The organism is Candidatus Hydrogenedentota bacterium (assembly GCA_012730045.1).
Classification (GTDB): domain Bacteria; phylum Hydrogenedentota; class Hydrogenedentia; order Hydrogenedentales; family CAITNO01; genus JAAYBR01.
The window spans coordinates 14195-33759 of the sequence record JAAYBR010000087.1; the positions used below are offsets into that span (position 1 = coordinate 14195).

Annotated in this window: 13 protein-coding genes; 12 read left to right on the forward strand and 1 reads right to left on the reverse strand. The window is 67.2% G+C overall.

All coding sequences use genetic code 11. From position 1 onward, the window contains the following. Nucleotides 1-202 precede the first annotated feature (202 nt). The 12 genes from gdhA (at nt 203) to clpB (ending at nt 18905) form a co-directional block, all read left to right on the forward strand. Nucleotides 203-1543 carry an NADP-specific glutamate dehydrogenase gene (gdhA, locus tag GXY15_09015; GenBank protein ID NLV41349.1) on the forward strand — a complete coding sequence of 447 codons (1341 nt, stop codon included), beginning with the start codon at nt 203-205 and terminating at the stop codon, nt 1541-1543. A gap of 99 nt (nt 1544-1642) precedes the next feature. Then, complete coding sequence (locus GXY15_09020; GenBank protein NLV41350.1) at nt 1643-4270, forward strand: pyruvate, phosphate dikinase; 2628 nt, start codon at nt 1643-1645, stop codon at nt 4268-4270. Between the two features lie 263 nt (nt 4271-4533). Further along, the gene (locus GXY15_09025; protein NLV41351.1) at nt 4534-5199 is read left to right on the forward strand and encodes an OmpA family protein; all 666 of its coding nucleotides are present in this window, start codon (nt 4534-4536) and stop codon (nt 5197-5199) included. A 129-nt stretch (nt 5200-5328) separates the two neighbouring features. Then, a complete protein-coding gene (locus GXY15_09030) occupies nt 5329-6114 on the forward strand; it encodes a TIGR00282 family metallophosphoesterase (protein ID NLV41352.1) in 786 nt (261 codons plus the stop codon). Between the two features lie 262 nt (nt 6115-6376). Beyond that, nucleotides 6377-7141, forward strand: a complete 765-nt coding sequence (locus GXY15_09035) for a peptidylprolyl isomerase (GenBank protein NLV41353.1) — start codon at nt 6377-6379, stop codon at nt 7139-7141. 309 nt (nt 7142-7450) lie between these two features. Beyond that, nucleotides 7451-8845 carry a metallophosphoesterase family protein gene (locus GXY15_09040; GenBank protein NLV41354.1) on the forward strand — a complete coding sequence of 465 codons (1395 nt, stop codon included), beginning with the start codon at nt 7451-7453 and terminating at the stop codon, nt 8843-8845. A gap of 98 nt (nt 8846-8943) precedes the next feature. After that, nucleotides 8944-11673, forward strand: coding sequence for a preprotein translocase subunit SecA (secA, locus tag GXY15_09045; protein ID NLV41355.1), 2730 nt, complete (start codon nt 8944-8946; stop codon nt 11671-11673). After that, nucleotides 11649-13136, forward strand: a complete 1488-nt coding sequence (locus tag GXY15_09050; protein NLV41356.1) for a transglutaminase domain-containing protein — start codon at nt 11649-11651, stop codon at nt 13134-13136. The genes secA and GXY15_09050 overlap by 25 nt, the downstream gene beginning before the upstream one ends. Beyond that, nucleotides 13133-13915, forward strand: a complete 783-nt coding sequence (locus tag GXY15_09055) for an ABC transporter ATP-binding protein (protein ID NLV41357.1) — start codon at nt 13133-13135, stop codon at nt 13913-13915. The genes GXY15_09050 and GXY15_09055 overlap by 4 nt, the downstream gene beginning before the upstream one ends. Beyond that, nucleotides 13912-15606: a hypothetical protein gene (locus GXY15_09060; protein ID NLV41358.1), complete on the forward strand. Its 1695-nt coding sequence runs from the start codon at nt 13912-13914 to the stop codon at nt 15604-15606. The genes GXY15_09055 and GXY15_09060 overlap by 4 nt, the downstream gene beginning before the upstream one ends. Nucleotides 15607-15626: 20 nt before the next feature. After that, a complete protein-coding gene (locus tag GXY15_09065; GenBank protein ID NLV41359.1) occupies nt 15627-16022 on the forward strand; it encodes a YjbQ family protein in 396 nt (131 codons plus the stop codon). A gap of 285 nt (nt 16023-16307) precedes the next feature. Beyond that, the gene (clpB, locus tag GXY15_09070) at nt 16308-18905 is read left to right on the forward strand and encodes an ATP-dependent chaperone ClpB (protein NLV41360.1); all 2598 of its coding nucleotides are present in this window, start codon (nt 16308-16310) and stop codon (nt 18903-18905) included. Between the two features lie 12 nt (nt 18906-18917). Here the strand turns inward: clpB and GXY15_09075 are convergent, their stop codons facing one another. Next, complete coding sequence (locus GXY15_09075; GenBank protein NLV41361.1) at nt 18918-19064, reverse strand: hypothetical protein; 147 nt, start codon at nt 19062-19064, stop codon at nt 18918-18920. Between the last annotated feature and the right edge of the window lie 501 nt (nt 19065-19565).

Sequence of the window (19565 nt, forward strand, 5' to 3'; positions counted from 1 at the left end):
TGAAAATTCGCCCAATGCATCCGGCAGTAATGCCGGGTCCAGGCGGTATATTGCACCATGTACCGCTTGATATGCAAGCTTTTTCTTATATATACTTCGCGCATCCGGATGCGGTATTCCGGTTCCCTGTTGTCCCCCATGGTGGCCGCCTTCAAGTGCTCACGCCGCAGCCGCGGAGCCAAACGTCCCAGGAGAATCTGAAATGTCGTACGTGCAGAGTGTGCTGGAGTCTGTGATCCGAAAGAACGCCGGGGAGCCTGAGTTCCACCAGGCGGTCCGCGAAGTGCTCGAATGCCTCGCCCCGGTGTTCGAGCGGCACCCCGAATACGAGGAGGCGCGCATCCTCGAACGCCTCACGGAGCCCGAGCGGGTGATCATGTTCCGCGTGCCGTGGCAGGACGACAAGAACCGCGTCCAGGTGAACCGCGGCTACCGCATCGAATTCAACAGCGCCATCGGCCCGTACAAGGGCGGCCTGCGCTTCCACCCGACGGTGTACCTGGGCATCCTGAAGTTCCTGGCCTTCGAGCAGGTGTTCAAGAACTCCCTGACAACGCTGCCGATGGGCGGCGGCAAGGGCGGGTCCGACTTCGACCCGAAGGGGAAGTCGGACAGCGAGGTGATGCGCTTCTGCCAGTCCTTCATGACGGAGCTGTGCAAGTACATCGGCCCCGACACGGACGTGCCGGCGGGCGACATCGGCGTGGGCGGCCGCGAGATCGGCTTCCTGTTCGGACAGTACAAGCGCATCCGCAACGAGTTCACGGGCGTGCTCACGGGCAAGGGGCTGACCTGGGGCGGCTCGCTGATCCGTCCGGAGGCCACCGGCTACGGCGCGGTCTACTTCGCCCAGAACATGCTCGCCACGCGCAACCAGGACTTCGCGGGCAAGGTCTGCACCGTTTCCGGCTCCGGCAACGTGGCGCAGTACACGGTCGAGAAGCTGACCGAGCTGGGCGCCAAGGCCGTCACGCTCTCCGACTCCAACGGCTTCATCCACGACCCGGACGGCATTGACGCCGAGAAGCTGGCCTTCGTGATGGAGCTGAAGAACGTGCACCGCGGCCGCATCAGGGAATACGCGGACCGCTTCCGCTCGGCGAAGTTCATCGAGGGCAGGCGCCCGTGGGACGTGCCCTGCGACTGCGCCTTCCCGAGCGCCACGCAGAACGAGGTGAACGGCCTGGACGCGGCCGCGCTGGTGAAGAACGGCTGCTTCATGGTCGCCGAGGGCGCCAACATGCCGACGGACCCCGAGGGGGTGGACGTCTTCCTGAAGGCCGGCATCCTGTACGGCCCCGGCAAGGCGGCGAACGCGGGCGGCGTGGCGGTCTCCGGGCTGGAGATGGCGCAGAACGCCCAGCACACGAACTGGATGCGCGAGGAGGTGGACAACCGCCTGAAGGACATCATGGCGGCCATCCACACCCAGGCGAGCACCGCCGCCGAGGAGTACGGCACGCCGGGCAACTACGTCGCGGGCGCGAACATCGCCGGCTTCGTGAAGGTCGCCGACGCCATGCTGGCGCAGGGCCTTGTCTGATCTTTTTCCCGGCCCGGCGGAGTACACTTTCCGCCGGGCCGTTTTTTTAACCAGACAACGCGCCGGGACTGGCGCCCGCGCGCGGGGAGTGGCGGCGTCATGAGCTTCACATCCGGCATCAGTTCCGGGCTGCCCGAGCTGGACCGCACCATCCGGGGGGTGCTGGCGGGGGACAACATTGTCTGGCGGGTGGACCGGATCGAAGAATACGCGGCCTTCGTGCTGCCCTTCGCGGAACACGCCCTCTCGACGGGGCGCCCCACGGTGTACTTCCGCTTTGCGAACCACGCCCCGGTGCTGGAGGACCGGCCGGACAACCCGCTCTTTCTCCGGCTCACCCTGGACCCCGCGCAGGGCTTCGAGGGCTTCCTCGACGCGGTGCACGACACCATCGAGGCCACCGAAAAGGGGGCCTACTATGTGTTCGACTCCCTGTCGGACCTTTCGGCGGCGTGGCACGGCGACGCGATGCTCTGCAACTTCTTCCTCATGACCTGCCCCTACCTCTACGACCGGGGCGACCTGGCCAGTTTCGCGCTCCTGCGGGACCGCCACTCCAACGAGGCGGTGCTGCCGATCCGCAACACCTGCCAGGTGATGCTGGACGCGTACAAGAAGGGCGGCACCATCTTCGTGCGTCCCCTGAAGACGCAGCAGCGCTTCTCCCCCACCATCCACATGCTGCACCGGTGGGAGAACGGCGCGCTCACGCCCATCGCCGAGAGCCACGTGATCACCGAGGTGCTCAAGCCGGTGCCGCCCTCGGCGGTCGGCTGCTCGGTGCGGCCGCTGGACGCGTGGAACCGCGCCTTCATGCAGGCGCAGGATCTGCTCACCGGGCCGCCCGAGCTGCTGCGAAGCGAGCTGGCCAACCACCTGTTTGAGACCCTGCTGCGCATGCTTATCTCGCACGAGGAGCGGGTGCTGGGGCTGGCGCGCCGCCACCTGACCCTGGCCGACCTGCTGGAGATCGGGCGGCGCACGGTGGGCACGGGACTCATCGGCGGCAAGTCCGCGGGCATGCTGCTGGCCCACGCCATCCTCCGGGGCGCGGGCGGGGAGTGGGCCGGCCGGCTGGAGATGCACGACAGCTTCTACATTGGCTCCGACTGCTTCTACACCTTCCTCGTGCGCAACGGGTGCTGGTGGATGCGCCGCCGCCAGAAGGCGGGCGAGACCCTTTTCGAGGAGGCCGAGCAGGCGCGCCGCCGCATCCTCACGGGCAAGTTCCCGCCGGAGTTCGAGGGGGAGCTCGAGCGCATCATGGAGTACTTCTCCAGCGCGCCCATCATCGTGCGGTCCAGCTCGCTGCTGGAGGACGCCTTCGGCAACTCCTTCGCGGGGAAGTACGACAGCGTCTTCTGCGCGAACCAGGGCTCCTTCCACCATCGGATGGAGGACCTGAAGACGGCGATCCGCACGGTGTACGCCAGCGCCATGAGCGCGTCGGCCCTCGCCTACCGCAAGGCCCACGGCCTGCTCGAGCGCGAGGAGCAGATGGGGCTCCTGATCCAGCGCGTCTCCGGCACCCAGCACGGCGAGCTCTTCTTCCCCGACCTGGCAGGCGTCGGGTTCTCTTTCAACCCCTACGTCTGGAACCCGGACATTGACCCCGGGGCCGGCGTGCTGCGCATGGTCTTCGGCCTGGGCACCCGGGCGGTGGACCGGTCCGACTCCGACTACACGCGCCTGGTGGCGCTCAACGCCCCCGACCTCTCGCCCGACTCGCGGGAGAGCGGCCAGGGAAAATGCAGCCAGCGCATCGTGGACGTGCTGGACCTCGACGCGAACCAGCTCGTCTCGCTGGACTTCGGCGCGGTGGCCGAGCGCGGCGGCGGCGACCGGGACCGCGCCGTGGCCCGCTTCTCCCACCGCGACCCGGCGCTGGTGCGCGCGGTGCGCGCGCAGGGCTCCGGGACGGTCCCCCTCACCATCACCTTCGACCGGATGATCCGCGACACGTCCTTCATCGGGGACATGCGGGAGGCCCTGCGGCTGCTGCAGGAGGCCTACGACTACCCGGTGGACGTGGAGTTCACGGCGAACTTCCCCGAGGAGGGCGTGTACAAGCTCAACATCGTGCAGTGCCGCCCGCTCCAGGTCAAGGGCAACGCGGTGTGCGAGCCCCTGCCCGCCCGCATCCCCGACGAGGACCTCCTCCTGCGCGCGCGCGGCCCCGTCATCGGCCCGAGCCGCTCGGAGACCCTGGACACCTTCATTTATGTGGTGCCGGAGGTCTACTCCAGCCTGCCCAACGCCGACCGCTACCGCGTGGCGCGCATCATCGGCCGGGTGACCCAGGCGCTCAGGGGGGCGCGGGTCATGCTCCTCGGCCCGGGCCGCTGGGGCACCACCACCCCGTCCCTGGGCGTGCCCGTGTCCTTCGCCGAAATCCACCCCGTCGCCGTGCTCTGCGAGATCGTGGCCATGCGCGACGGCCTCGTGCCGGACGTCTCCCTGGGCACCCATTTCTTCAGCGAGCTGGTGGAGCAGGACATGCTTTATATTGCCGTGTACCCCGAGCGGGCGGAAACGGTTCTCCGGGACGACTTCTTCCTCCGGGCACCCAATCTTCTGCTGGAGCTGGCGCCGGAGGCGGCCCTGTTTGCAGACACCCTGAAAGTCGTCCGGGTGGCCCCGGAAACAGGAAAAGTGCGCCTGCACGCCAATGTGCTGGAGCAGGAAGTGGTCTGTTTTATGGAACCCGCCGCGGTTCCCGAAGGATAGACTCCCCGACGGCTTCGGTGTGCGGGAGCGGTGAATCCCGAAAAACGGGGATTTTTGCTTGCGAATCGGGGGGTATTGTGGTAAACTGTGGACAGGTCAACGGGTGTAGGTCTTTAGGTCGCACGCGCGTGAGAAGACTGAAATCGCTTGACTTTTTTGAGTTGTTTCTGGTTTAATTTGGCAATGGTTTGATGAGTGCCGACGCCTTGGCGGGATTGTCGTTGGGGCGGCAAACGTTCAACACAGCGAGAAGGAGAAGCGTGATGAAGAAACTGGTTTTGGTTCTGGCAGTGGCGGTTGCGGTGGCCGGGCTGAGTTCCGTCGCCCATGCCGCGAAGACGTGGGACGACATGTCCTGGTGGGGAAACACGGGCGCGACCCCGGAGCCGCAGCCGGAAAGCGGCACGTGCCCGGCGCAGATGAGCCGTGACGGCTACTGGTGGTGGCCGACCGAAGCCGCCAGCAACGCGGACGACGGCGAGCTGTGGGGCAACCGCGGCATCGTCTACCGCGACTGGGAAAAGCCGGCGGAGAAGGTCGTTGAGCCTCCCGCGCCGCCGGAGCAGAAGCCGGCGGTTGACCTTACCCGGCCGGTGGCCAACAACGTCCTGTTCGACTTCGACAAGGCCGTTCTGAAGCCCGAAGGCAAAGTCGAAGTGGACAAGATCGTGGACTCGATGAAGAAGTTCCCGAAGGACACGGCCGTCATTGAGGGTCACACCTGCGACATCGGCGCCGAAGCCTACAACATGGGCCTTGGCCAGCGCCGCGCCGATGCGGTCCAGAAGTACATGGTTGAGAGCGGCATTGACGCGGCCCGCGTCCAGGCCGTCAGCTTCGGCGAGACGAAGCCGGCCGTCCCCAATGACAGCGCCGCGAACCGCAAGCTCAACCGCCGCGCCGAGTTCAAGGTCACCATCGTCAACTAGTCTCCGTGAAGTTTTGCGGCTTCGGCCGCAGGCTCTGACCAGAGCGAATTGAGTTGAGGTTGCCCCGGCATCGCCGAGCGCGGTGCCGGGGCACTTTTTTGCCGGGCCTCCCCCGGCGGGGGTGCTTTCATGCGCATTCTTTTCATTGGCGACGTGGTGGGGCGCACCGGACGCGGCGCGGTGGCCCGCGCGCTCCCGGAACTCCGCAAGACGCACGCCGTGGACCTCGTCGTCGCCAACGCGGAAAACTCCGCCGCGGGCATTGGGGCCACCCCCTCCACCCTCCAGGAACTCCGCCGCCACGGCGTGGACCTCTTCACCCTGGGCAACCACACCTGGCGCAAGAAGGAGCTGCTCGACGCCATGGACGGCCTCGCCTGCGCGGCGCGCCCGGCGAATTTCCCGGAGGGGGTGCCCGGCCGCGGCGCGGTGACGGCCACCCTGGCCGACGGCCGGAAGGCGGCGGTGCTCAACCTCCTGGGCCGCGTCTACATGGACCCCGCCGACTGCCCCTTTGCGGCGGCCGACCGGCTCCTTCCCGAACTGCGCGCGGTCACCCCGGTCATCCTCGTGGATTTCCACGCCGAAGCCACCTCGGAGAAGGCGGCGCTGGGCTGGCACCTCGACGGCCGCTGCTCCGCCGTTATCGGCACGCACACCCATGTGCAGACGGCGGACGAGTGGATTCTGCCCGGCGGCACCGCCTTCCTCAGCGACGCGGGCATGACGGGCCCCACAGACTCCATCATCGGCATGAAGCGCGGCCCGATCCTTGAAAAATTCGTCCGGGGCATCCCCGGAAAATTCGAGGTCGCCGAGGGCCCGGCCGTCTTCAGCGCGGTCCTGCTCGAGGTGGACGACACGACGGGAAAGGCCCTGTCCATCACGCGCATACTCCTCCGCGACCCAAAATAGGGTGGCGCTGAAGACGCGGTGCCCAGGGGCCGGAGTGGACGGAGTGGACAAGGTGGACAAGGTGGACACGGCAACGTGATCGGGCCGATCGGTCGGATCCGACCGATCAGTCGGACAGGTCGGACGCGTCGAACCGGTCCGACAGGTACGCAGGCCCCTCCGACGTCTCAGAGTCCCCGACTTGCCCCGGTGTCCCGCTGCCCGGTATTATTTCGGGGTTCTGCACGGCGGGTTTTCGCCCTAAAAAGAAGGAGTGTGTTTCATGCCCAAGATGAAGTACGTCTACTACGCGATCGTTGCGGTTGTCGCGGTGGGTTGTCTCGCCGCCATCAACCTGCTCAAGCCCGAGAGCGCGGTCAGCGCGGACCAGCAGCAGAAGGAGGAGGCGCGGGAAATGCTCGCGCAGGCGGACAAGATCAGCGAAGAAGCCAAGGCGGGGGCGGACCAGGAAATCGCCAAACCCGAACAACCCGAAACCAAGGAGAATGCACCTGTGGACATGCCGGAAAAGGCCCCCGAAAAATTCAGCGTCGAGTTTGAATGCACCAACGGCACCTTTGTGGTGGAGTGCGTGACCGAGTGGGCGCCCCTGGGCGCGGAGCGCTTCTACACCCTGGTGAAGGAGGGCTTCTTCAACGACGCGGGCTTCTTCCGCGTGGTGCCGGGCTTCGTGGTGCAGTTCGGCCTGGCCGCCGACCCCTCGGCCACCGCGAAGTGGAAGGAGAGGAAGCTCCGGGACGATCCGGTCACCCAGAGCAACAAGAAGGGGTACATCACCTTCGCCATGGCGGGCCCCAACACCCGCACCTCCCAGGTGTTCATCAACTACCGGGACAACACGAACCTGGACGGCATGGGCTTCGCCCCCTTCGGCAAGGTCGTCTCCGGCATGGAGGTCGTGGAGGCCATCAACGCGGAGGCGGGCGAGCGGCCAAACCAGGGCATGATCACCTTCGAGGGGAACGCCTACCTCAAGAAGAACTTCCCGAAAATGGACTTCATCAAGAAGGCCACAATCAAGCAGTAGAAACGGCGGGGGCACCCGTCCCCCCCTACCCTTGTTGCGCGCCCCCGCACGTCGCCGGCGAAACGGACCGCGTGCGGGGGCGGTCCCATTAGCAACTTGGGCGCCGGAGACAATGTTCACAAGTGGGCGTCGGGCACGGACCAAGAGGTGGCACGGGCTTCCAGCCCGTGTTTCTTGGGCTCCATCCATGACCCAAATCACGGGCTGGAGGCCCGTGCCACCTCACAGCCGGGCCCGGTGTCTGTCCGCAGACCCGGTGTCTCCACCCCGGATTGACCCAAGGACAACTCAGTGAAAGGAAAGAAGACGATGAACGACACCCCACGCGACCCCCATCCGCTTCCCGAGGCCCGGAGACAGCTTTCCCGCCGGTCCCTGCTGGCCTCCATGCTCGCCGCCACGGCGGGCGCCGGACTGGGACTCAAGGCCCACGCGAAAGAGGCCGCCGTGACCGCCGCCGCCGGAAACGCCCCGGCCACCGCCCTCCCCTCACGCGTGGCGATGATGTGCTCCGAAGACCCCGCGCGGCTCCAGCGGGTCGCCTGGCGTCCCGGCAACCCGGAGGCCAAAGCCCTCGCGCAGCTCCTTCCCGCCCCCGCCGGGCCCATCGCCGAGGCGGAGGCCGTGACGGTGGAGGCCGGAACGGATGTGTTCAGCCTGCCGCAGGGTGCGCCCCTCGCGCGGTCGTCGGCGGCCTTCACCAACCTGACTCCCGGCACCGCCTACTGCTACCGCGTCGGCGACGGAACCTCGTGGAGCTCCTGGCACACCTTCCGCACGGCCCCGGAGGGCGGCGGCGCCTTCCGTTTCCTCTATTTCGGCGACGTGCAGACCGACATCCGGTCGCAGGCCGCCCGCACCCTGCGCGCGGGGTGGCAGGCCGCGCCGGACGCCCGCTTCGCCGTGTTCGCCGGAGACCTGGTGAACCACGGGTTCAACGACAGCCAGTGGGACGAGTTCCACGAGGCGCTGGGCTTCATGTCGGGGTCCATGCCCCTGCTGCCCACGCCGGGCAACCACGACACCAAGCGGGAGACGCCGGCAGAGGCGCTGGCGGCGCCCTACAGCGCGGCCCCGGCCTACCATGCGAACTTCGCGCTGCCCCAGAACGGGCCGGACATCCCCGAGCTCAAGGGGGAGGCCTACTATGTGGACTACCAGGGCGTCCGGGTCATCTCCATCAACTCCAACGTGCTGGACGATGACCGCCCGCTGAACGAGAAACACCGGAAGGCGTGGGACGGTCTGCTGGCGTGGCTGGAGGCGGCGCTGCGCGACAACCCCAACCGCTGGACCGTCACCACGCACCACCATCCCATCTATTCCGGTTCTGAGGGCCGGGACAACGAGGGGATGCGCACCCTCCTCCGCCCCCTGTATGACAAGTACCATGTGGACCTGGTCCTCCAGGGGCATGACCACTGCTACTGCCGCACCCATAAGGTTGCGGGCGACCAGGTAGTGGCCGCCAACGCCCCCGGCACCGTTTACATGGTGTCCGTGGCGGGGCCGAAGCTGTACACGCTGGACCCGAAGTTCAACGATCTGATGGCGGCCTCGCGCGGCAAGACCCAGATGTACCACACCGTGGACGTGACCCCGGACCGGCTGACGGTGTCCGGTTTCGCCGCCAACGGAGAGCCCATGGACGCCTTTGCCCTGTCCAAGGACGCGGCGGGAACCTCCACGCTGGAACCCGCGTGACGGGTCCAAAACGCGCCCGCCGATAGCATCGGCCCCTGAGGCTCTGCTATCATGCGGGCATCTGCGAGGACGCGGCTTTTCATGGAGAACGCCTTCTTTTGATTACCCGCCTGTTGACAGCCCTTTTCGGCACCAGCGCCGAGCGCGACCTGCGCCGGCTCTCGCCCCTGTGCGACGCCGTCCGCGAGCACGGACGACGCGTGAGCGCCCTGACCGACACCGCCCTGCGCGCCCAGACGGGCGTGTTCAAGGAGCGCCTGGACCGGGGCGCCCCCCTGGACGACCTGCTTCCGGAGGCCTTTGCCGTGGCCCGGGAGGCGGCGAAGCGGGTGGCCGGGCTGCGCCCCTTTGACGTGCAGATCATCGGCGGCATCGTGCTCCACCGGGGCGGCATCGCCGAGATGGTCACGGGCGAGGGCAAGACCCTGGTCGCCATCCTGCCCGTGTACCTGAACGCCCTCGCGGGGCGCGGCGTGCATGTGGTCACGGTGAACGACTACCTGGCCCGGCGCGACGCGGAGTGGATGGGGAGCATCTACCAGGCCCTCGGGATGTCCGTCGGCCTGATCCAGCAGGACATGAACACCCACGAGCGGCACGTGGGCTACCGGGCGGACATCACGCACGGCACCAACAGCGAGTTCGGGTTCGACTACCTGCGCGACAACATGGCGACGCACCCGTCCTACCGCGTGCAGCGCGAGCTGAACTACGCCATCGTGGACGAGGTGGACTCGATCCTCATTGACGAGGCGCGGACGCCGCTGATCATCTCCGGCCGCCCGGAGAAGAGCAGCGAGATTTACATCAAGGTGGACGAGGTGGTCCGGAGGCTCCGCAACGAGGAGCATTTCACGGTGGACGAGAAGCAGAACTCCATCATCCTCACGGACGAGGGGATGGATGCCTGCGAGAGACTGCTCGGCATCGAGGACCTGTACGCCAACGAGACCATCGGCCTGGTCCACATCATCCAGCAGTCCCTGAAGGCCCACGAGTTCTTCAAGAAGGACGACGAGTACATCGTGCGCGACGGCGAGGTGCTGATCGTGGACGAGTTCACGGGCCGCGTGATGACGGGGCGGCGCTGGTCGGACGGCCTGCACCAGGCCGTGGAGGCCAAGGAGCGGGTTCCCATCCGCTTCGAGTCGCAGACCGTGGCCACGGTCACCTACCAGAACTATTTCCGCCTGTACGACAAGCTGGCGGGCATGACGGGCACCGCCCTGACCGAGGCCGTGGAGTTCCAGAACACCTACAAGCTGGACGTGCACACGATCCCGACGAACCTGCCCATGGTCCGCGCGGACATGACGGACCTCATCTTCGGCACGGAGCACGGAAAGTTCACCTACGTGGTCCGCGAGATACAGCGCGTCCACGAGACCGGCCGGCCCGTGCTGGTGGGCACCGTCTCCGTGGAGAAGTCCGAGGAGGTGTCGGAGATGCTGCGGCAGGCCGGCATCGTGGACTTCCAGGTGCTCAACGCGAAGCACCACGAGCGCGAGGCGGCCATCGTGGCCAACGCGGGCAAGCGCGGCGCGATCACCATCGCGACCAACATGGCCGGCCGCGGCACGGACATCAAGCTGGCGGAGGGCGTTCGCGAGCTGGGCGGCCTCTACATCATCGGCACCGAGCGCCACGAGTCGCGCCGCATTGACAACCAGCTCCGCGGCCGCTGCGGCCGCCAGGGCGACCCGGGCACCACGCGTTTCTATGTGAGCCTGGAGGACGAGGTGGCCCGTCTCTTCGGCGGCCCGCGCGTGAAGAAAATGCTGGAGTGGTTCGGCAGCAACGAGGAGATGGACGACGAGCCGCTGAGCCAGCGGATGGTCTCCCGCTCCATCGAGCGCGCGCAGCGCCAGGTGGAGATGCACAACTTCGAGATCCGCAAGCACCTCCTCGACTACGACCTGGTCATGGACAAGCAGCGCAAGTACATCTACGCCCTCCGCCGCGAGGTCCTGGAGGACCGCGACGTCACCGGCCGCCTCGAGGAGATGTTCCGCAACATCATCTGCGACGCCCTGGAGGAGTTCGCGCCGGAGGAGACGCCGGCCTCGGAGTGGGACCTGGACGGCATGGAGCGCGCCCTGCGCAACCATTTCGACCTCGACTTCCAGCTGGAGCCGCCGGCGGACGAGGAGATCCCCCAGCCGATGGAGGACTTCCTCTTCGACCAGGCCGTCGCGGCGTACCGGGGGCGTGTGGCGGGGCTGGCCGACGACATCCGGAAGCACTACCGGGAGCAGGTGGGCGGCGACGACACGCACATTGACTTCCAGCGGATCGCCCGCAAGCGCATCCACGACTTGGAGCTGATGGTGCTCCTGCGCACCGTGGACGACTACTGGATCAAGCACCTCTACGAGATGGACTACCTCCGGGAGTCCGTCAACCTGCGCGCCTTCGGCCAGAAGGACCCCCTGCTGGAGTACAAGCAGGAGGGGCTTGAGCTTTTCCAGGAAATGATCCGGAGCATTGACGAAACGGTCACGCAGATGCTGTTCCGCCTCACGGACCCGGAGCAGGCCAAGAGCCGCGCCCCGGGGCGCCCGGGCGGTCCGGACCCCTACAAGCAGCTCAGTGAATACGCCTACATCTCGGCGGACAAGCAGGCGGACCGCAGTTTCGCGTCCATGGACACCAGCCGCTTCATGCTCGGCGGCAAGCCCCGGCAGGTGACCGAGGGCGGCCAGAGCCCCGTGGCCGAGGCGCCGAAGCAGAAGCCTGTGCGCGTGGTGGACAAGACGGGGCCGAACGACCCGTGCCCCTGCGGGAGCGGCAAGAAATACAAGAAATGCTGCGGAAAGCTAAACTTCTAGTCCCCGCCGTTGTCATCCTCCTCTGGGTGACGATGATGGGAATCCTGGTCCACCGCGAAGTCATTGTCCCCCGCCTCCACCCCTCCCTCGCCGCGGCGCGCGTCACCGAGCCCCAGGACATGTGGATGGGCCTCTTTTACGGCGAACGCCGCATCGGCTTCGTCCACTGGTCCACCACCCCGGAGACGCGCGACGACGACCCCGGCTACCGCCTCCGCTTCCAGGCGCGCATGAGCCTGCCCGTCATGGGCGCCGGCGTCGCCGTGGCCCTGGAGGGCGGCGGGTGGCAGTCCGCCCTGCTCGGCCTGCGGGAGTTTGATGTCAGTTTCCGTTCCGGCGACCAGGACATGCGCATCCTCGGAACCGTGGAGAAGGACCGCATCCGCGGCACGGTGGAAACCGGCGGGGAGACCACCCCGCTGGAGCTGCCCGTGGCCGGGGGGCTCTCGCTGGGCAGCGGCATGGGCCTCTCCAGCATGAGCATGCCCCCGCTCTCCCCCGGCGAGACGGTCTATGTGGAGACCTTCGACCCCACCACCATGTCCGTCGGCCGCGCGAAACTGGAGGCCGTGGAAAAGGCGGCGCTCACCGTGGGCGGGCAGGCCGTCGAAACGGTCCTCATCAACACCACCATCGGCGGCATGACCACGCGCGCCTGGGTGAACGACAAGCAGGAAGTGGTGCGCGCGGAGACGCCCTTCGGCCTGAACCTGGAGCGCATTGACCCGCGCGACGCCCTCACCCCCCTCAGCGACGACGAGCAGGTGGACATGGTGCAGCGGCTGGCCGTGGTCCCCACGGGCAGCCGCCCGGTCCGCGACGCGGTCCGGATGCGCATTCGCGTGGACGGCGTGCCGGGCGAGCTGCTGCCGCCGGACGGGCCCGCCCAGCGGCGAAACGGGAGTGAGTACCTGCTGGAACAGCTTGCCCCGCCCGCGCCGGACGGGGAGACGGAAATGATCACAGGGCCGGAGGCGGAGCGGCACCTGCGCACGGACGCCTTCATCACCGTGGACAACCCGAAAATCCGGGAGCTGGCCGCAGAAATCACGGGCCAGGAGGAGGACCTCTGGACCCGGGCGCTCAGGGTCCACGACTGGGTCCACCAGAACATCGAGAAGACGGCCACGATGAGCATGCCCAGCGCCGTCGAGGTGCTGCGGACGCGGCAGGGCGACTGCAACGAGCACAGCGTGCTGTTTGCCGCGCTGGCGCGCGCCGCGGGCGTCCCCGCGCGCATCGCCATCGGCCTCGCCTGGAGCGAGGCGCTGTCGGCCTTCGGCTACCATGCCTGGGTGGAGGTGTACGCCGGGCGGTGGATCCCCATGGACCCCACCTTCGGCCAGCCAACGGTGGACGCCACGCATCTGAAACTCTTCGACGGCAGCCTGGAGGAGTGGCCCCGTCTGCTCGGCTACGTCGGCAACCTTAAGATTGAAGTGCTTGAAGTGGAGGGACCATGACCGAAACGGCCGCAATCCGCACCGAGGGGCTCACCAAGCATTTCGGCGAGAAGGTGGCGGTGCACGCCCTGGACCTGGACATCGCCCCCGGCACCTTCTACTGCTGCCTGGGCCCGAACGGCGCGGGCAAGACGACGACCATCAAGATGCTGACAGGCCTGCTCCACCCCAGCGGCGGAAGCGCCCTCCTCGGCGGCCATGACATCCAGAAGGACCCGCTGGCGGCCAAGCGCCTGCTGGGCTATGTGCCGGACCACCCCTTCCTCTACGACAAGCTCACGGGCAACGAGTTCATGCAGTTCGTCGCCGGGCTCTACCGGATGACCCCCGCCGAATACGCGGAGCGGTGCGGTCCCCTGCTGGAAATGTTCGAGATCGCCGCCGTGGCCGACCAGCTCATCGAGGACTACAGCCACGGCATGCGCCAGAAGCTCTCCTTCGCATCGTGCTTCCTGCACGACCCGAAGATCGTGGTGGTGGACGAGCCGTGGGTCGGGCTGGACCCCAAGAACATCCGCTTCGTCAAGGACTTCCTCAGGCGGCGCTGCCGCGAGACGGGGCTCACGGTGTTCATGTCCACGCACACCCTGTCCATCGCCGAGGAGATCGCCGACGTCGTGGGCATCATCCACCGGGGCCGGCTCCTGCGCGCGGGCACGGTGAACGAGATCAAGGCCCTGCGCCACACGGCCGGCGGCTCGCTGGAGGACGTCTTCCTGGAGATCACCCGCGACGACGAGGAACCCGGCGACGCAAACGGGGGCGCCGCACGCGCATGAACCAGGTGCTCACCGTCATCCAGGCGAGACTGCGCATGGCGCGGCACGAGATCGTCGGCGTCCGGAACGAGTCGCGCCTTAAGGTGGGGGTCATCTCCGTCTCCGCGCTCCTGCTACTCTCCGGCATGTTTGTCTTCTTCTTCTCCGGGTTCCGGTGGATCGTCGCCTTCGGCGGGCGCGGCGGGCCGGAGTACAACTTCGGCGAGCTGCTCATGACGCGCCTGCTGGGCGTCCTCTTCCTGTCCCTCTTCATGCTCCTGGTCTTCTCGAACGTCCTGGTCTCCTTCGCCACCCTCTACCGGTCCCACGAGGTCAAGCGCCTGATGCTGTCGCCCCTGCGCTTCGACCACATCTTCCACGCCCGCTTCTTCGAGTGCGTGGCCTTCAGCTCGTGGTCCATCGCGTTTCTCGGCGCCCCCATGTTCCTCGCCTACGGCCTGAGCATGGGCGCGCACCCGGTGTTCTATCTGGCGCTGGCGGCCTTCTTCCTCCCCGCCATCATCATCCCCGCCTGCCTCGGCTGCATCATCACCATGGTTCTCGTGCGCATATTCCCCCGCGTGCGCCCCGCGTGGATGGCCCTTCTGGGCGCCGTGGCCGTGGGCGGCTTCTTCCTGTACATCCGCCACATCCTCCGGGGCCAGCAGATTTCCGACGACACCATCCTCCCGGTCTTCCTCCAGACCACGGCGCGCATGCAGTCGTTCCTCCTGCCGAGCCACTGGGCGTCCCAGGGCATCCTCGCGGCCAGCCGCTTCAAGGTCGGAGAGGCCCTCTACTGGTGGACCACCCTCGCCTCCACCGCCCTGTTCCTCCTGCTCGTGTCGGGATGGCTGGCGCGGCTTCTTTACTATCCGGGGTGGTCGTGGCTGGCCGGTCAGGACCGCCAGCGGTTCCGGCCGCTGAACCGGGGCGCCCTGAACCGCCTCGCCGGCGTGATGCGCCTGGTGCCGGAGCCCGCCCGCTGCCTGTCCGTGAAGGACGTGAAACTCTTCTGGCGCGACCCCACCCAGTGGTCGCAGTTCGTCATCTTCTTCGGCATCATGGCGATTTACATCGCCAACCTGCGGAACACCTCGAAGTTTTACGAGCAGGAAATGTGGCGGAGCTGGATCGCCTGCCTGAACGTGGGCGCGGTCACCCTGATTCTGGCCACGCTCACAAGCCGCTTCGTGTTCCCCCTCGTCAGCCTGGAGGGGCGGCGCATGTGGATCATCGGACTGGCCCCCCTCACCTTCGCCCAGGTCGTCCGCCAGAAGTTCTGGATGAGCGTGGCCACCAGCGCCGCCTTCACCATCGGCCTCGCCTTCCTCTCCGCACACATGCTCCGCCTGGAGCCGGTCTACTTCCTCATGACCGTGTACACCGTCACCCTGGCCAATTTCGGGCTGGCGGGGCTGGCGGTGGGCCTGGGCGCCCTTTATCCCGTGTTCAAGGAGGAAAACCCGGCCCGCATCGTCAGCGGCCTCGGCGGCACCCTCAACCTCCTGCTCAGCGTGGGGTATATCGCGTGGATGGTGGCGGCGCTCACCCTCATCATGCAGTGGCGCGCCCTGGGGCTCTTCACCGGCGGCGCGGCCTTCCGCTGGGCCCTGGGCGGCGTCATGACGCTGGACCTCGCCCTCACCCTGGCCTGCTGCGTCCTGCCGATGAAAATGGGCCTGAAAAACCTTCAGAATATGGAGCTTTGAGAAAGAGAGGAGACGCCCCCATGATCGAGGTGCCCGTGGAAACCCGCGCCCACACCCAGTTTGTGCCCCTCAACACCCTGCTCCAGCAGATCATCCGCGAGCATGGCCCCGAGAACGGCGTCCTGCATGTCCACATCCCCCATACCACGGCGGGCATCACCATCAACGAGAACGCCGACCCGGACGTGGTCTCCGACATCACGGGCACCCTTGAACGCCTGATCCCCTGGGAAAACGGCTACGCCCATGACGAGGGGAACAGCGCCGCCCACCTCAAGGCCAGCCTGATGGGCTTCAGCGTCACCCTCCCGGTCGAGAACCGCAAACTCCGCCTCGGCACCTGGCAGGGGGTCTACTTCTGCGAATTCGACGGCCCCCGCCATCGGAGAATCTGGGTCACCCCCCTCCCCGCCTGAGCATTCGGCAGACTCTTCCTGCACCCCGCCCATCAAGCGACTGCCGCAATTCACCCCTGTTCTGCTCGATTATGAAGCACATGCCTCCGCGCACATCGGCATTCTTCCGACAATTCGGCCCATCACCGCCCTTTCTTCCTCCCCATTATCAGGCTGAAACATGAGGTTTGGGGTTGTTTTTGTTTTGTTGTTTGTTTTTATGTTTGCGGGTGTTCGCGCAGCCCTGAGATTGGCATGCTTCCTGCCCCTTCAAAAGCGCGAAAAACCGTAAGGAGATCGAATACCATGGCACGTTTGGACAAACTGACCATCAAATCCCAGGAGGCCCTGGCCGAAGCGCTGGAGCTGGCGGCGGATCAGGGGCATCCGGAGCTTTCCGGCCTGCACCTGCTCATCGCCCTCGCCCGGCAGGAACAGGGGGCCGTGGGGGCCATTCTCCAGCGGATCGGCATTTCCCCCGCCCAGGTGGAGCAGGCGGCACAGGCGGCGCTGGAGCGCACGCCCCGTGTGTCCGGCGCCCACGGCCAGCCCGGTCTGGGCCATGAGGCCCAGCAGACGCTGGACGCAGGCTGGAAGTCGGCCCAGAGCCTCAAGGACGAATATCTCAGCACGGAGCATATCCTGCTTGGGCTGTTGTCGGCCAAGGGGGAGGCCGCCCGCGTGCTGCGCGGGGCGGGGGTGACCGAGGACGCCGTGCTGCACGCCCTGAAGGAGGTGCGGGGCACCCAGCGGGTGACGGACCCCAACGCCGAGTCCACCTACGAGGCCCTGGAAAAGTTCAGCCGCGACCTGACCCAGCTCGCCCGGGCGGGCAAGCTGGACCCCGTGATCGGCCGCGACGAGGAGATCCGGCGCGTGGTCCAGGTGCTGTCCCGCCGCACAAAGAACAACCCGGTGCTCATCGGCGAGCCGGGCACCGGCAAGACGGCCATTGTGGAGGGGCTGGCCCAGCGCATCGTGGCGGGGGACGTCCCCGAGGGCCTGAAGAACAAGCGCGTGGCCTCGCTCGACCTGTCGGCACTGGTCGCGGGGGCCAAGTTCCGGGGCGAGTTCGAGGAGCGCCTCAAGGCGGTGCTGAAGGCGGTGCAGGAGGCGGACGGCCAGGTGATCCTCTTCATTGACGAGATGCACACCCTCGTGGGCGCGGGGGCGGCCGAGGGGTCCATGGACGCGTCCAACATGCTCAAGCCGGCGCTGGCGCGCGGCGAGCTGCACTGCATCGGCGCGACCACGCTGGACGAATACCGCAAGCATGTGGAGAAGGACGCCGCGCTGGAGCGGCGGTTCCAGCCCGTGTTCGTCTGCGAGCCGTCCGTGGAGAACACCATCGCCATCCTGCGCGGGCTGAAGGAGCGCTACGAGGTCCACCACGGCGTGCGCATCCAGGACAGCGCGCTCGTGGCGGCGGCCACCCTGAGCCACCGGTACATCGCCGACCGCTTCCTCCCCGACAAGGCGATTGACCTGGTGGACGAGGCGGGGTCGCGCCTGCGCATCGAGATTGACAGCATGCCTTATGAGATAGACGTGGTCGAGCGCCGCCTGCGCCAGATGGAGATCGAGCGCCTCGCCCTGCAGAAGGAGAAGGACCGGGCGGGCCTGGAGCGCCTGCGCGCCCTGGAGGGGGACATGGCGAACCTCCGCGAGGAGCTGAACGCGAAAAAGGCGGGCTGGCAGCGCGAGAAGGCCGCCATCGAGGAGATCCGCGGACTCCAGGCGCGCATGGACGAGGCCCGCCGCGAGGAGGAGATCGCCGAGCGCCGGGGGAACCTCGGGCGGGTCGCGGAGCTGCGCTACGGCGTGCTCAACGACCTGCAGCGCCGGGTGGAGGCCGCGCAGGCGCGGCTGGCGGACATCCAGAGCGGCGGCAGCTTCCTCAGCGAGGAGGTGACGGCGGAGCACATCTCCAAGGTCGTCTCCAACTGGACCGGCATCCCCGTGGACCGCCTGCTCGAGGGGGAAATGCAGAAGCTCCTGCGGCTGGAAGAGGTCATCGGACAGCGCGTCATCGGACAGGAGGAGGGCGTCCGCGCCGTGTGCGACGCCGTGCGCCGCGCGCGCGCCGGACTCAAGGAGCCCGAGCGGCCCATCGGCTCCTTCATCTTCCTCGGCCCCACGGGCGTCGGCAAAACCGAGCTGGCCCGCGCGCTGGCCGAGGCCCTTTTCGACGATGAGAACGCCATGGTCCGCGTGGACATGTCGGAGTACATGGAGAAGCACTCCGTCTCCCGGCTCATCGGCGCGCCCCCCGGCTATGTGGGGTACGACGAGGGCGGCCAGCTCACCGAAGCCGTGCGCCGCCGCCCCTACAGCGTGCTCCTTCTCGACGAGATCGAGAAGGCCCACCCGGACGTGTTCAACGTCCTCCTGCAACTGCTGGACGACGGCCGCCTCACGGACAACCAGGGACGGACCGTGGACTTCCGGAACACGGTGGTCATCATGACCTCCAACCTGGGCAGCGAGGCCTTCGGGGAGGGGGCAAGTGACCTGGTCAGCGCCGGGGACCTCGTGCGCGCCGTGCTCCACCGCCATTTCCGGCCCGAGTTTCTCAACCGGATTGACGACATTGTCGTGTTCCACCCGCTCACCCCCGCCGACATCCGCCGCATCGTGGATGTGCAGATGGCGCGGGTCGCCAAACGGCTTGCCGAAAGGGAGTTGACGCTGGAACTGACGCCGGAGGCCGGGGACCTTCTCGCCGCGCAGGGGTACGACCCCGTCTACGGCGCGCGGCCCCTCAAGCGCGCGATTCAGCGGCTGCTGCTCGACCCCCTGGCCCGCGAAATCCTCACAGGCACCATCCCCGACGGGGCGAAGGTCAGGGTCGAAAGGGACGGGGACGCGCTCCGGTTCCGGACGCGCGAAGGGGGGGAAGACTAGGCGGGGAAGAGACTACTTCTTCTCGAGGATGACGAGGAAATCGTTGTAACTTCTGCCGTGGTTGGCGGTGACGGACACGACCACCCAGCCGTCCGCCAGCAGGTCGTCGAGTTTCTCCTTGCCGGAACCATTGGATTCGATAATAAGCGATGTCTGCATGACGGGATTCCCGCTTCCTGGGTTGTCTCTCTGACCGCGCCGAAGGGCGCGCAACACCAGGAGCAATGGTACCAGCGCGCCCGGGTCGGGGTCAAACCCGACGCCGCAACGGAGTCCGACAAGAGATTGCCGCGGCGGCCCAGGGCGGCCGCCTGCTAAAAAAGTACCGGGTTCGCTGGAGAGGCCGCGCCCCTGGGATCGCCAAGCTCCCCCTTGGCTTTCGGGGAAACATGGATCGAACAGGCCCGCGTGGAAGAACGCAAGAGGCCAAGCTGGAGCTTGGCGATCCCAGGGGGCGCGTGGTTTGGGCGATGGAGGGAGCCGAAGCCGTGGCGAGACGGGAGGGGTCGCGGCGCCTCCTTTTGGAGTGCGGCGGCAACGACGCCGCTTTGGTTTCCGGGAAAGGGCTGCCGGGAGGGGTGCGGCATGGATCATCCCCGGGCAAAGCGGTGTCGCCGCTTCGCTCTGCCACCGCACTCCACATAACAGACGGACCCGCCA

What these genes read in the sequence shown, in the direction of transcription:
- gdhA (NLV41349.1), top strand. Translation starts at nt 203, where the DNA reads ATGTCGTACGTGCAGAGTGTGCTGGAGTCTGTGATCCGAAAGAACGCC.
- GXY15_09020 (NLV41350.1), top strand. Translation starts at nt 1,643, where the DNA reads ATGAGCTTCACATCCGGCATCAGTTCCGGGCTGCCCGAGCTGGACCGC.
- GXY15_09025 (NLV41351.1), top strand. Translation starts at nt 4,534, where the DNA reads ATGAAGAAACTGGTTTTGGTTCTGGCAGTGGCGGTTGCGGTGGCCGGG.
- GXY15_09030 (NLV41352.1), top strand. Translation starts at nt 5,329, where the DNA reads ATGCGCATTCTTTTCATTGGCGACGTGGTGGGGCGCACCGGACGCGGC.
- GXY15_09035 (NLV41353.1), top strand. Translation starts at nt 6,377, where the DNA reads ATGCCCAAGATGAAGTACGTCTACTACGCGATCGTTGCGGTTGTCGCG.
- GXY15_09040 (NLV41354.1), top strand. Translation starts at nt 7,451, where the DNA reads ATGAACGACACCCCACGCGACCCCCATCCGCTTCCCGAGGCCCGGAGA.
- GXY15_09050 (NLV41356.1), top strand. Translation starts at nt 11,649, where the DNA reads ATGCTGCGGAAAGCTAAACTTCTAGTCCCCGCCGTTGTCATCCTCCTC.
- GXY15_09055 (NLV41357.1), top strand. Translation starts at nt 13,133, where the DNA reads ATGACCGAAACGGCCGCAATCCGCACCGAGGGGCTCACCAAGCATTTC.
- GXY15_09060 (NLV41358.1), top strand. Translation starts at nt 13,912, where the DNA reads ATGAACCAGGTGCTCACCGTCATCCAGGCGAGACTGCGCATGGCGCGG.
- GXY15_09065 (NLV41359.1), top strand. Translation starts at nt 15,627, where the DNA reads ATGATCGAGGTGCCCGTGGAAACCCGCGCCCACACCCAGTTTGTGCCC.
- clpB (NLV41360.1), top strand. Translation starts at nt 16,308, where the DNA reads ATGGCACGTTTGGACAAACTGACCATCAAATCCCAGGAGGCCCTGGCC.
- GXY15_09075 (NLV41361.1), bottom strand. Translation starts at nt 19,064, where the DNA reads ATGCAGACATCGCTTATTATCGAATCCAATGGTTCCGGCAAGGAGAAA.